Annotated in this window: 14 protein-coding genes; 6 read left to right on the top strand and 8 right to left on the bottom strand. The window is 46.2% G+C overall.

The genetic code is table 11. From position 1 onward, the window contains the following. Positions 1-251 precede the first annotated feature (251 nt). Positions 252-965: a hypothetical protein gene (locus FJM67_RS09400; RefSeq protein WP_140588724.1), complete on the bottom strand. Its 714-nt coding sequence runs from the start codon at positions 963-965 to the stop codon at positions 252-254. Between the two features lie 650 nt (positions 966-1615). On the opposite strand from FJM67_RS09400, the gene FJM67_RS09405 reads away from it, so the two are divergent. The 4 genes from FJM67_RS09405 to FJM67_RS09420 all read left to right on the top strand — a co-directional run bounded on the left by FJM67_RS09405 (position 1616) and on the right by FJM67_RS09420 (position 5242). Further along, on the top strand, positions 1616-2074 hold the full coding sequence (locus FJM67_RS09405; RefSeq protein ID WP_140588726.1) for a DUF411 domain-containing protein: 459 nt from the start codon (positions 1616-1618) through the stop codon (positions 2072-2074). 290 nt (positions 2075-2364) lie between these two features. Then, positions 2365-3369, top strand: coding sequence for a TRAP transporter substrate-binding protein DctP (gene dctP / locus FJM67_RS09410; protein ID WP_235890029.1), 1005 nt, complete (start codon positions 2365-2367; stop codon positions 3367-3369). A 70-nt stretch (positions 3370-3439) separates the two neighbouring features. After that, positions 3440-3946 (top strand): TRAP transporter small permease, encoded by a 507-nt coding sequence (locus tag FJM67_RS09415; protein WP_140588728.1) that lies wholly within the window; start codon positions 3440-3442, stop codon positions 3944-3946. Then, on the top strand, positions 3947-5242 hold the full coding sequence (locus tag FJM67_RS09420) for a TRAP transporter large permease (protein ID WP_140588729.1): 1296 nt from the start codon (positions 3947-3949) through the stop codon (positions 5240-5242). A 48-nt stretch (positions 5243-5290) separates the two neighbouring features. Here the strand turns inward: FJM67_RS09420 and FJM67_RS09425 are convergent, their stop codons facing one another. Continuing rightward, a complete protein-coding gene (locus FJM67_RS09425) occupies positions 5291-5692 on the bottom strand; it encodes a DUF2721 domain-containing protein (RefSeq protein WP_140588731.1) in 402 nt (133 codons plus the stop codon). 62 nt (positions 5693-5754) lie between these two features. Then, positions 5755-6663, bottom strand: a complete 909-nt coding sequence (gene rarD / locus FJM67_RS09430; protein ID WP_140588733.1) for an EamA family transporter RarD — start codon at positions 6661-6663, stop codon at positions 5755-5757. A 137-nt stretch (positions 6664-6800) separates the two neighbouring features. On the opposite strand from rarD, the gene FJM67_RS09435 reads away from it, so the two are divergent. Next, the gene (locus tag FJM67_RS09435; protein WP_140588735.1) at positions 6801-7364 is read left to right on the top strand and encodes a TetR/AcrR family transcriptional regulator; all 564 of its coding nucleotides are present in this window, start codon (positions 6801-6803) and stop codon (positions 7362-7364) included. Positions 7365-7546: 182 nt separating this feature from the next. Beyond that, positions 7547-8410: an isocitrate lyase/PEP mutase family protein gene (locus FJM67_RS09440; RefSeq protein ID WP_140588736.1), complete on the top strand. Its 864-nt coding sequence runs from the start codon at positions 7547-7549 to the stop codon at positions 8408-8410. A 65-nt stretch (positions 8411-8475) separates the two neighbouring features. On the opposite strand, the gene efpL is transcribed toward FJM67_RS09440, so the two are convergent. The 5 genes from efpL to FJM67_RS09465 form a co-directional block, all read right to left on the bottom strand. Then, the gene (efpL, locus tag FJM67_RS09445) at positions 8476-9042 is read right to left on the bottom strand and encodes an elongation factor P-like protein EfpL (protein WP_140588738.1); all 567 of its coding nucleotides are present in this window, start codon (positions 9040-9042) and stop codon (positions 8476-8478) included. An 89-nt stretch (positions 9043-9131) separates the two neighbouring features. Continuing rightward, complete coding sequence (locus FJM67_RS09450) at positions 9132-9890, bottom strand: LytR/AlgR family response regulator transcription factor (RefSeq protein ID WP_140588740.1); 759 nt, start codon at positions 9888-9890, stop codon at positions 9132-9134. Further along, complete coding sequence (locus FJM67_RS09455; RefSeq protein ID WP_140588741.1) at positions 9887-10966, bottom strand: sensor histidine kinase; 1080 nt, start codon at positions 10964-10966, stop codon at positions 9887-9889. Before FJM67_RS09455 ends, FJM67_RS09450 begins: the two co-directional genes overlap by 4 nt. A 3-nt stretch (positions 10967-10969) precedes the next feature. Next, positions 10970-11623, bottom strand: coding sequence for a hypothetical protein (locus FJM67_RS09460; RefSeq protein ID WP_140588743.1), 654 nt, complete (start codon positions 11621-11623; stop codon positions 10970-10972). A 23-nt stretch (positions 11624-11646) separates the two neighbouring features. Beyond that, complete coding sequence (locus tag FJM67_RS09465; RefSeq protein WP_140588745.1) at positions 11647-13410, bottom strand: serine hydrolase domain-containing protein; 1764 nt, start codon at positions 13408-13410, stop codon at positions 11647-11649.

The following is a 13410-nucleotide window of genomic DNA, read 5'->3' on the forward strand; positions in this document are numbered from 1 at the left end:
ATAGCGGGATGAGATTGATACAATCCTTATTGCCGAGAAGGCTAGAAAATGAAATGGCGCTTTAGTCTAAAATCGCCATTATTCAGGGACGACGGATTAACAAACCAACCGATCAAGAACAACAAAAGCAAAATGAGCTTGTTCTTGCCGCAGATATAGAAGCGATAGAGTTGTCGAAGACGAAGAAGTAAATTAGATCAATTTCATATTTGCGCTATAAGCTATTGCATATAGCGCAAATATATGAACACCTAATGATTTATATTTCGTGAGTAAAATGCGTGTCGCATAGAAGGAGAAACGCTTTCATTAGAATATTCTTCATCAAGACTAGAATAGTCTTCATTCCGGTAATCTCCATAATTATTTTGTCCCTCCAAGTAACCAGCCACAAAACTCCTGATGTTAACCTTAATTCTTTCTTTCAAAGAGAGTGGTTTTTGATTTGAAAGATGCTTTTTATTTGAAAAATCCATTTCAGTCGAAAGCAACCACAATGCAATAGGCATCATAAAGAATGCTCCAGTCATATAAGACACTATCAGCATAACAATTTGAAATGGAACCTTGATCCATTTCGGTGTTTTTTCCTTCTTAATCGGTAACATCAAGAGCAATTGAATAACTCGCTTCTGAACCATCAACCAAAAGAAAATAGAAGTAAGAAGTAGAGCAGTCTTGGTATCCATCAAAACATTTGTAGAGATAACCGCAACCGCTATAATAGCAAACGATATCAACCCGAACTTGCCAATCAGCTTTGAAGCGCCACTAGTAGGATGGTTCACTCTATACAGACCTTGCGCCCCATAGAAAAGGGCTACCATAATGTATGTTGAGTAACGCAACTCCATTTGAAATGCTGCCAACAGCGCCGAAAAAATAACAGCCCAATAAATAAGCCTTGCTGTTGTGGTTGACGCTGCCACCTTATAACTTTCTTTTAATTTAGCAATCACTGACATACTCTAAACCCTCATATTCATTCCCATACTGCTATTATGATAGCTCCACACTCAATCCACCAACTCTTTCCCCGAAATTTACACACCCCATACAAAGTGAACACAAAATTGTTCAATCAATTTTTTGATGTATTTTTGTACATTCTTATACTGGATGTGTGGTTATTTAATCGCCCAAGCAATGTATACATTTCTTAAATATGTCTTATTGTCAGAAATTTCCTACACGCCAGTAAGGTTTCTGCCGCTATCCCTATGGAGCGGCTAACTAATTCGGAATTGATTGTCCAACTTGGACAACTTACATCAGCATTTACAATGAAACTAATCAAATATTTCGATATGTAACCGTTGCACAACGTTGACAAAAGTCCCATTTCAAGATCATGCGCAACAATATACGCCAAACCATCGATGGACTTACGCATATCAGTCACACTACAGAGCAAAACCACCGGTATAGAATCAGAGAAACCAAACATAATCACCACCATAGCTAAGACGCTGTGACGGTAGATCAGGTTTCAAGTGTTATGAAGGTGCAAGCTAAGTTTTAGATTATGTCTTTTTAAACTAGGTAATAACTTGACTTAGGAGTAAGACCTAGGTTTACCCTGATCTGATCATGTTAGCCATCAGGAGTAAAGCCTATGAAAAAAATCTCATTTTTAGCGACTGCGATGCTTGTAAGCCAGCTAACACACGCTGCAGAAGTGACACTCGATGTCTACAAGTCACCCACTTGCGGTTGTTGCACCGGTTGGGTTAAGCATATTGAAGACCAGGGAATGGTGGGGGTTGTACACCATCCAATGAATCTAACCGCGGTAAAAGATCAGTTTGCGATTCCGGCGAATATGCGTTCCTGTCATACGGCGGTAACTAAGGATGGCTATATATTCGAAGGACACATTCCGGCGAAGTTTATTCAAGCTTTTTTAGACCAGCCACCAACTAAGGCGAAAGGTTTAATAGTGCCGGCGATGCCAGTGGGCTCACCAGGGATGGAATACAATAATCAATTCATGGCTTACAAAGTTCTGCAATTAAATCGTGATGGTAGTGTTGAAGTGTATGCTGAAGTAAATACACCGAATGGTCAGATATAAGCCGCAAAAATTGATCTATCTCAATAATGGCGCAAAGAGTAATCTTTGCGCCATTTTTCTTTTAATTACAATAATTTATTCAATTCCATGGCTTAAATGCACATGTCGTTTTTATGACTATTGATTCATATTTTGGTCGGTATAGGCATATCAGTCATTTCTTAACTAGGTAACATCATTGGCGTCTGGTTTGTATACACACTATGGCAATAGTTTGTACGTCCAGACAACATCTGTCCTATAACCACATCAAGCAAAATGACTTGAGAAGGAACACAAAGGAACAAAATATGAGCATCCAAAAAACAATGAAAACGCTGATTGCTTCAGCGGTGACTGCAGCTTGTCTTATGAGTGCAGGCGCAAACGCACTAACTCTTCGCCTTGCTACCGATTCCGGTACTCAGGGTTCTCCAGCAGGTAATGCGCTAGAGAAATGGGGCAAATTAATTGAAGAGAAATCCGGCGGTGAGATCGAAACTCGCGTCTTCTTCCAAAACGAACTGGGTGGACAGCAAGAAGTATTCGACTTGCACGTTGCGGGTGATGTTGATGTGATGCTTAACTGGCCAATGACGTCTTACGATAAGCGTATTGGTGTAATTTACACTCCGTACATGACACTGTCTTGGGATGAAGCACTAGAAGCTTACAGCCCAGGTGGTTGGGTAAACAACATGCTAGGTGGTGTTTACCAAGATATCGGTTTGAAATTTTTCGGCCCTTGGCCAGAAGGTTTTAATGGTGTCGGTTCCCGTGGCAAATATGCCCTAAACATCAAGGATGCGGATGGTCTGAAAGTACGTACTATGACCGTATTCCCTGCACCACAGACCATGCAGGCACTAGGCTATCAAACCGCAGCTATCGACTGGGGCGAAGTTTACACAGCGCTGCAAACCGGCGTTGTTGATGGCGAAGCCGGTAACGTAATTTACTGGGATTACGAATACTTCCGTGACTCACTAGATTACTACGTACAAACCAAACACTTCTTCATGACTGGCGTTCTATCCATGAACTTAGACGCTTGGGAAAGCATGACTGAAGAAGAGCAAAAGATTGTTCAAGAAGCTGCGACGGAAATCATGAACGATCAGTTCAAAGCAGCAAAAGAGCAAGACGATTTCTACATTGCCAAAGCACAAGAAGCTGGCATGAAATACTTCGAGCCAAGCGACGAGCAAATTCGTGAGTTCGCCCGCGCTGCCCGTGACAAAGTATGGCCACTCATGGACAAAGAAATTGGCTCAGAAATCATGGATGTGATTCGTAAAAACGCTTCTGAACTTTAAGCTTTTCCAATCTGTTCTACCTCAACCAGCCCGCTATGCGGGCTGGTTTTTTTACTAGGCTGGGTGAAATATGATCAGCAATTTTTTCTCTGCTCTTGATCGTCGTGTCGGCTGGGTGCTCGAAGCCGCTGCGTTCTTATCAAGTATTTTGGTAGTGGGCTTGATGCTATTTTTGGTACTGGCGCGCTATGTTTTTGGGTGGTCAATTGTAGGACTACTCGAACTCATCATGCTGTTCGGCATGTGGCTATATATGCTCGGTGGATTGATCGCGAGTCGTCGTAATGAACATTTGGTGGTGGACTTCATTGAGTTGCAGATCACCGATGCCCGTATTCAACGAATCCATAAAGGATTAATTGCCTTGATTACGTTTGTAATTTGCATTTTCTTCGTCGTATTAGCCTACCGAATGTTGGCGTGGGGAATACGACGTCCTCAGTCCACTCCAGGTATGGGGATTCCTCTATGGTTACCGCAGGCATCTATTATGCTAGCGGCGATTGGTTGTACTTGTTACGCCTTACGTGACTTTATTCAAGCCTTTTCCGGCAAAATTAAGCAGGAGGAAATCTAAATGGATGGTTTTATTGCTATCGGCCTGCTAATGCTGCTGATGATTATCGGTGTACCGGTTGCTTGGTCGTTCGCTGGTGTGTTGGCCTATCTCGTATATGCCTACGACGCAAACCTTAATACTCTGATGTTGCAAGGTTACCGCAGTTTGGATTCGGTTATTCTTATCGCTTTGCCGCTTTTTGTGTTAACTGGCTACTTGATGCAAAGCGGTGGTATCGCGAAACGCTTGGTGGACTTTATCGAGGTTATGATCGGTAAACGGCGTGGTGGTATGGGCGCTTCCATGGTGGTGGCATCCGGTATCTTTGGGGCTATCGCTGGTACCGCAACGGCAGCGGTAGCCTCCATCGGTACTATTATGATCGGGCCATTGGAGCAACGTGGTTATCCCCGCGGTTATTCCTCTGCCTTGCTCGGCATCTCTTCCTTGCTGGGTATTTTGATCCCGCCTTCCATTACTATGATTCTATTCGCCGTGGTGACGCGTCAGTCTGTGGCGGCTTGTTTTGCCGCGTCAGTTGGACCAGCACTGCTGCTAATTATCGGTCTTATTATCGCCAACCGCTTTAGCGTTGGGCGTTTTTTTGATGAGATCAGTACCGCAGCGAATAATGGCGCACAGCAGGTAAAGAAAGGTCGCGCAACCTTACGTGCGATTCCGGCTCTTTCTTTACCTGTCATCATCTTGGGTGGTATCTACGGTGGTGTATTTACACCAACAGAAGCGGCGGCGGTGGCGGCTTTTGCGGCAATGATCATCGGCTTCTTTATCTATAGAGACCTGACGTTGCGTACGTTTAGCCGCAGTGTGATCGCAGCAGCTGAAACAACCGGTACGGTGATTCTGATTCTGCTGTTTAGCTTTATGATTGGCCGGATCTTGGCAATGGAGCGTATCCCTCAGGATCTGACTCAGCTGGTCAGCACATTGATCGAGAATCCGTTGCTTATTCTGATCGCGGTAAACGTGTTCTTAATCCTTGCCGGTATGATCATGGATGACGTGTCTGTCACTGTGGTAGTAGCGCCTTTATTCCTACCCTTGATGGTGGCAAACGGGGTACACCCCGTACACTTTGCGTCAATCGTGGCATGTTCGGTGGTTATTGGTGCAAACAGTCCTCCGGTGGCGCCTATCTTGTATATGGCCTGTCGTATTGGACAAGTATCGATTCACCGTACGGTGGTGCCTGCCCTTGCGCTAATGGGCTTTGTTGGCATCCCAGTCATGATGATTACTACCTTTGTACCAGAGTTATCTTTGTTCCTACCGCGACTACTTGGTTTTGTCTAAGTGATGTCACATGAAAAGAGCAGCGAGGGCTGCTCTTTTCATTCTAGCTTACTTCTTGTTGGTTGGTGTTTTGCTATAAAAGGTTTGGATATGCACATCGAGTGCATCACAGGAAATATTGATTTCCCGAACCGATAAAAATAGGGAATACAATAAGCACCCCAGACTTGCGGCAAATATATAGCTTCCAACCTGCTCGTATTCCCAATACAGGGCCAGCATTGAAACCACGCATAAAAAGAAGCTAATGACGCCCACTTCCTGCATGCGTCGAATAAGGTAAATACGTTTGCGTAAATTATCGATTTGTTTTTGTACTGCCTCGTTGCTGTGATCGGGGTTAAAATGCCGGATCAAGGAAGCTAAGGTCACAAAGCGGTTAGTGTAGGCTAACAGCAATAGGGATACGGCTGGGAACAACATCGCTGGTGTGGTCAGGGAAATGGTCATACAGTCTGCCAAGAAGTCACTAAAGCCCTATCTTCTGGGATACTAGTAATAATTTCAACCAGCTATAGAACTCTACTCTTAGGTTGGCGACGGTGTTTTCGAAGCTGGCCTATTGAGCTTGCAATTAAAATGATTAAAGCACACCAAATTAGCGCGAAAGTCACTAATTTAGCTTCTTGTAGTGGTTCACCATAGACGTATACCGCGAGCAGGAACATGGCGCTTGGCCCGATATATTGGAAAAAACCTAAGGTCACGAGGCTGACTCGGTTAGCCGCCGCTGCAAAACACATTAAAGGTACCATGGTGACTGGGCCGGCAGCCATTAGTAGTAACCAATCCGTGATGTCGCTGGTTTGAAACTGGCCAATAGGGCTGCCAAACCAGACCAAAAAGCCTAGTGCAAATGGCATTAGTGCCGTGGTTTCCACCGCCATCCCAGTAAAACTGTCTACCCCTACTTTTTTTCGCAGCAAGCCGTAGAAACCGAAGCTAAATGCCAAAATCAGTGCCACCCAAGGTAAGCTCCCAAACTGGTAAACTTCAAACGCCACAGCTGCCAAACATAGTAGGGCGGCCCAGCGTTTGGGACGATCTAGCTTGTCTTGGAAGAAAAACATGCCTAGGACGATGCTCACTAACGGGTTGATGTAGTACCCGAGGCTAGCACTCAAAAGCTGATTGTTATTAATCGCCCAAATAAAAGTCCCCCAGTTTGCTGCGATTAATAACGCCGAGCTAATTAAAATCAGTAAGGTGCGTGGGTTGGTGACGGCGCGTAATAGTTGCGCTCCTTTACCCATAGCGGCGATGAGAAGCAGTACAATTAAGCAAGACCATAAAATGCGATGGGCTAAAATTTCTGGTGCGGGAACCTCACTGAGTAGTTTGAAATACATCGGAGCTATCGCCCAGATAATATAGGCACTCAGCCCTAGTGCATAACCGGTTCGTTGGTCGTTGGTGTCCATATATGCCTCTCGGTTATGGGGAAATCTGTTCATCTGGTCAGCTAAGTCGCAAGGCGTTCGACTATATACCGAAATGTTCGCCCATCTCTAGTACTTTCATGGCATACTAAGAATATATAAACGATAGGGTAAAGAAAGTGGCAAGAGGTAGACCAAGTAAGCGGGCAGAAATAGCAGATGTTGCCGCGACATTGTTCTGTGAGAGTGGGTATCAAGGTACCAGTATCGATCAAGTAGTGCTTGCTGCCGGCGTCTCTAAACCTACGGTATATAGTAATTTTCCATCAAAATTACTGTTGTGGCAGGATGTATTAACCAGCCTGATAGAGAAGACGGAAGCGGAGCTGGCGACACTTCAAACGCAGTTAAGCGGACACCATAACTACACTGAGGCCATGCTTTATGTCGGTCAGTGGTGGAGCGAAAATAGCTTGCGTATGTGCGCCTACCGCATCCACATAGGTGAGTCCCATAAGCTGTCTGGAGAAGTGCAACGCTACTTCCAACAGTTGGATGGACTACTGACGCAGGTATTCTCCAGTGTCGCAGAAGGCTATAAAGTGGAGACCTTGAGCCATCAAATCATTGTCTCCTTGGTAAGGGAGTCATATCTGTTAGACCGTCTCTCTGGTACAAACAATAGATCAAAGGAGACGCTTAAGGCGCAAATTCAGCAAGTGTTATGCCGCTTTGAACGCTAACTGTGTCGGTATTGGTGTGGTAAATTTCTAACATAATTGTGGGTAATGGTTTTTCCTTGGTCTTACCAATCTCGGCGTCTGACCAAGCGGTTTGAAATTCGTTAAAATTTGTCTTCAGAATCAGCGGGCCATTGTTACCGACAATCATCGGTACAGGCTCGGCACAACTTTTGGAGCAATACATGGCAACCCCTTCCCAGCATGATCTTCGTAAAGATTTTCGCGACCTATTAGCAAGCAACCAATGTTATTACACCGCATCCACCTTTGACCCCATGTCAGCAAGGATCGCTGCGGATTTAGGGTTCGAAGTGGGAATTTTAGGGGGCTCCGTGGCATCCTTGCAGGTGTTGGCGGCACCGGACTTTGCTTTAATCACCTTGAGCGAATTTGTTGAGCAAGCGACCCGTATTGGTCGTGTTGCTCGCTTGCCTATCATTGCTGATGCTGACCATGGCTATGGTAATGCGCTAAATGTCATGCGTACTATTGTGGAGCTAGAGCGTGCGGGCGTAGCGGCTCTTACTATCGAAGACACATTATTACCTGCAAAATACGGCCATAAGTCTACCGACTTAATCCCTCTCGAAGAGGCGGTGGGTAAGATTGAAGCCGCACTGGAAGCACGGATTGACCCCACCATGAGTATTATTGCCCGTACGAACGCAGGGCAACTTACGATTGAAGAAACCATTGAGCGAGTAAAAGCCTACGAGGCAGCAGGGGCCGATGGGGTCTGTATGGTGGGTATCGAAGATTTTGACCACCTAGAAGCCATTAGTCAGCATGTGACGGTGCCATTGATGTTGGTCGCTTATGGTAACCCTGCATTAGCGGATCGGGATCGTCTTGCGAGAAATGGCGTTCGTATTGTAGTAAACGGTCACGCCGCTTACTTCGCCGCTATTAAAGCCACCTACGATTGCTTGCGTGAACAACGGGGTATTGCCGAAGGGAAATTGTCTGCCTCTGAATTATCGGAGAAATACTCGACCCTGGATGAAAGTCGCGAGTTTGCCCGCCGCTTTATGGATGTAAAAGAATAGCGATTAAGGCATAAAAAAAGCGCGCTCTTTAATCGCAGCGCGCTTTCTTATTTCTGCTCTATGGCTTAAGCACGGCCAGAGAATTTACGTTCTTCTACGTTAACGCGAATACGATCGCCAGTAGAGATATGCTCTGGTACTTGGATTGTTGCACCGGTAGACAGCACCGCAGGTTTGTTGCGGGAAGTGGCAGATGCGCCTTTGATAGACGGATCGGTTTCAATCACTTCGAGCTCAACCACGGTAGGCATTTCAAGGGCGACAGGCGCTTCGTTAACAATCAATACCTGCATGCCCTTGGTTTCTTCGTTAAAGAACAATACCTCGTCGGCAATCGCTGCACGATTCAAGTTATATGGTGTGTAGTCTTCTTCGTCCATAAAGACGTAGTCGTCACCATCTACGTAAGAAAAGATAACGGGGCGGCGCACAAGATCCGCCAAGTCCACCATATCGGAATCCTTAAAAGTATGGTCCAACTTGCGGTCGCTGACCACATCGTACATGCGCATACGGTAAAGGCTGCCACCGGCACGGCCTTGAGGAACAGAGCGCTCGATATCACGAACAATGTAAGTAGCACCCTCAAAACTGATGGCCGCGTTGCGTTTGATTTCACTTGCCTTTGGCATGATTTACATCCTATTGATGATCACAATAAAACAGAATTTTCAAAACCGCGATGCTAATCGAGAAGTGGCTTTTACGCCAGATGCGAATGCTACATTTGCTTAAACAAATGCGTGTTATTGCGACTCACAGGCAGCGTTCGATCAATATCTTGCATGGTAACCGAGTAGTGTCCTTGCTCGTCCCGCTCAGCCACGGCAATCTTCGCCACCTGTACAATAACAGCCCGGTGTATACGCCAAAATTGCGCGCCGTTGAGTTCTTGGGTTAGCTGTTTGATGGTTTTGCGAATTAGGTATTCTCCTTGGGCAGTGACCACGGTGGTGTATTTATCTTCGGCAATAAAGCAGTAAATATCATCGAGCTGGACAATATGAATACGGTTTCCTTTGGTGGCGTTAATCCAGCGTAGCGGTGCCGAACTGGCTTGATCGCTCGGCAGTAGCTGTTGCAACTGATCGGCATTAAGCTCATAACGTATTTCTTTTTGATCCCGTTTGATAATGCGCTCAATACATTGGTGCAGTCGTTCTTCTTCCACCGGTTTCAAAATATAATCGACGGCTTCATGTTCAAAGGCGGCTACCGCATGTTCATCATAGGCGGTGACAAATACGATATGCCCTTGATAGCCATTCTCTCGGAGTAGCTCCGCTGTTTCGATACCACTGATACCAGGCATTTTAATATCCAAGAAAACCGTGTGAATCGGTACTTCGTGAATCATATTCACCGCTTCGATACCGGAACCAAGGGACACCACCTGTTCCAAATCTTCCCACAGCTCCTGTAACAACCGCTGCAGATGGAATCTTAAAAGAGGTTCGTCGTCCACTACCATTACGTTCATTGTTTACCTCCGGCACCGGTAGAAATAGGCCAAGAAATGGTCGCCACGCAGCCCGCGACTTTTCCTGCACTGTCAAGATGATTGTTGAGTTCCAACTTAGCTTGCTCGTGGTAAAGCAGCGCCAGTCGCTGGTGGATATTGTTTACCGCAATACCATGTCCTTTTGGCGGTTGGTTTTGATAATCTGGCGCCAGCCCGAACCCCGTATCACGTATAGTCACCAGACAGCGATCGGTGCTAATGGATACCGTTATGGTGATATTCCCGCCGTCTAATTTCGGTTCGATACCATGAATGACGGCATTTTCGACTAAGGGTTGTAAAGTGAAGGGAGGGCAGCTCACGGCACTCATATCTGCCGGTGCTTCGATCTCAAAGTTTAATCGGTCCCCCATGCGAACCTGCTGGATGGCGAGGTAGGACTTCACCAATTGCAACTCTTCGGCTAAGGCAATCACCTGCCGTTCGGCTTTCGTCATGGATACCCTTAGTAGACCAGTCAGGTCATCGAGTACTTTTTTGGCCTGCTTGGGTTCCACATCTATTAAGACGCGAATATTGGCTAATGTATTAAAGAGAAAGTGGGGCTCAATCTGGGATTGCAGTACTTGGTAATTCGATTCCGCTAGCTCTTTTTCTTGTTTGAGAGTCTGCTCCCGTTGAATTTGTAACTCCCGCTCTTTGCGGGTTACTCGGTGAGAGTTATAAAAAATATAGGTGACCAGCAGACTGAATAAGATTTTCAGCACCAGATCAGAAGCAGGGGCGTTACGCACCTGCTCAAAGGAATCATACACTTGGTATAGCAAGTGTATTGTGCCAATGACAACGCCCGCTGAATAGCCAATGATGGTGGCGATTAAGATCGAGGTCTTGTCCCGCAAGTAATGAATACTGACTCGAATGCCAGACAAACAAGACACACCGAACACCAACGAAATTTGCAGCGTCAGCCAAAAATCTCCCGCATCCGTAAACCAAATAATAATGGCAATGATGTAGCAGATTAAGATGGTCTGGATGCTGTCCCGCAGCAGTTCATGTCGCCGCCAGAAGCTGAAGAAGGCGTTGTCCATAGGCTATTTTTCCTTATTCAATAGCATGTATAGGCCAGTGGATAGAAACCACAGTATACAACCTAAACCGAATACCGCACCCAATTCGGTCAGGACAGGTATGGCCGTTGCAATACCGCAACAGCCAATGGCCAAAGCACCTAGACGCGCTGCATTGGGCAGACAGTTGCTGTTACCACAGGCAAAAAATAGCAACACCAACCAAACGCCACCGACGATTTCGTTGCCGCCGCCCAGTCCATTCAACACGATTTGCACACTGACCCAAGCATGACTGGCCGCCTGAGGATTCACCTGATTTAACTGAATACTCATGGCGCTGCCCACGTTGGCAACCATACCGGCGCCAATAACCAATCCCACCCAGATATAAGCCACGATGGCGGTGGCTTGGGATAAGGCCGATTTTGGCAACAAGCTCGACAAACCGATTTGCAGTCCTAATAGCGCAAAACCAAATACTATATAGATGATGAAGTACCACACATAGATCATGGTGTGATGGGCGCTTAGGTAGCTCAGTTGCTCATCAATATTTGAACTAAGGTTGCCGTACTGGATATCCGTCATCAGCACTAAATAGTAGGCCATACCGAATAGAAAAGTGAGGGCAGCGATAATGGCACTGATGCCTCCACAACGAATACTAGGTTTCATTATTCATTTCCTTGTTTATGAAGTTATTGGGCTTGCCGGTGAAATTCCATACCAAGATAACGCAAGCGGGTATCACCATCGGTAGAAGAAGCGATCAAGCTATCTCCGCTACTACGTGTTAGGCCGATATTGATCGCCCTCTCCGAGCTAATAGGGTTGAAATAGAGAATTTGGCGATAGTCATTCGCTTCGTTAAATAGCGTCATACGAATTAGGCCGTCGCTATCCTCTAAGGTGACTTCGCTAAAATCGTATAAATCATCTGGGTTCTGATGTTGATAACGCCCCAGTTTTTGCTGCCAGTGTGACGACAATGGCGTGACAGGAAACTGCTGAGCGACCACTCCACCGTTTTGCTCCTTGATCACCAATTGCCCTTGGTACTCCATTGGTATTAGTCTTAGCTGATCAAAGAAATCATTGTCAAAGGTCAGTGCCCCCAGCGCTTTATATTCCACACCCATCGTGCCATCGGCATAAGGAATTAGAGTGACCTTGCCATCTTCATTGGTGGCAACAATCTTTTTATTATTCACTGAGACATGAATTTCACCTAAAGCGGGGGAGATATAGCGTCCTTGAAGTCGGCCCAATTCCTCTTCAGAAAGAGTCATTGGCTGTTTGTCTAACTGGGTTTTAGCTGGCCACAGCTGCCCAGTTTTCGCTTCGAAAGCCAATCGAGTGGTTTGTTCGGCGATACGTGACACACTTTCATAGGCTTCGGCAGAATTGGCTAATACCACTATAGCGATATCCTGCTTGGGTAGGGTAATCAAGGAGGAATGGAAGTAATGGGTTGCGCCTCCATGCCATCTCACCGGCAGACCAGCAAGTTCGGGACGAGGGTAGAATAGGAACCAAGCCAAACCCATTGGCATATCCTGATACAAAGGGGATTGGCCATTCTGTGGCGTCACCATTTGCTTAAAGGTAGCGGCAGAAATGAGACGTTTGATCTCACCTTGCGGGTTTTGGTATTCCCCATTTCGCAGCATGACTTGCGTAAATTTCGCCAGATCTGCGGCGCTCATAGAGATATCGCCTGCAGCTTGATCGCGAATTTGCGGGTAATCTTGCTCATCTAGTTTCAGATAGGCTTTTGCAAGCAGCTGATCTGCGACACCAACGGTGCTGTGCTTAGGTCCAAGTGGCCGGAAAATGTGTTCCTGCAAATAGTCTGGGTAGGCTTGTCCGGATGTCTGCTCAATCGCCAGACCGAGCAACGCGTACCCCACATTGGAATAACTAAACACTTCTCCGGGGGCATAGGAAAGATACTGCTCATTAACGAGCGGAATCAACTGATCAAGGGCACGGTTCTCGGCAAAGCCATCCCACATATCGGAAGGTAATCCGGCATGATGGGTTAGCACCTGGCGTACCGTAACGGAGCTGGCTCCATAAGGAGTTTGCAATTGTAGCTGAGGTAGGTATTGCTGTAGCGGGGCATCAAGATCCATTTTGCCTTGGTCGACCAACTGCAAAATACTGATGGCAGTAAAGAGCTTGGTGACCGAGCCAATACGATACAAAGTATCTTGAGTTGCCGGGATATCTCGGTCCCGATCCGCCATACCGCTAGAGTGTTTTGTAATCACATTTTGACTGTCCACCACCATCACAGAGATAGCTGCGATATCATGCTGACGACGCTCATCCTCTAATGTCCAATCCAAGTAGGCATTCAAATAGGTATAGTCATCTTTAAGGGGGCGATCCGGTTTTTCCGGAGCCATGGAGCAGCCAGCCAGAAAGGCCAGCGCTCCTAGTATTAGAAGCGCTTTCAT

Origin of the sequence: Maribrevibacterium harenarium, assembly GCF_006385675.1 — a bacterium.
GTDB classification, from domain to species: domain Bacteria; phylum Pseudomonadota; class Gammaproteobacteria; order Pseudomonadales; family Marinomonadaceae; genus Marinomonas; species Marinomonas harenarium.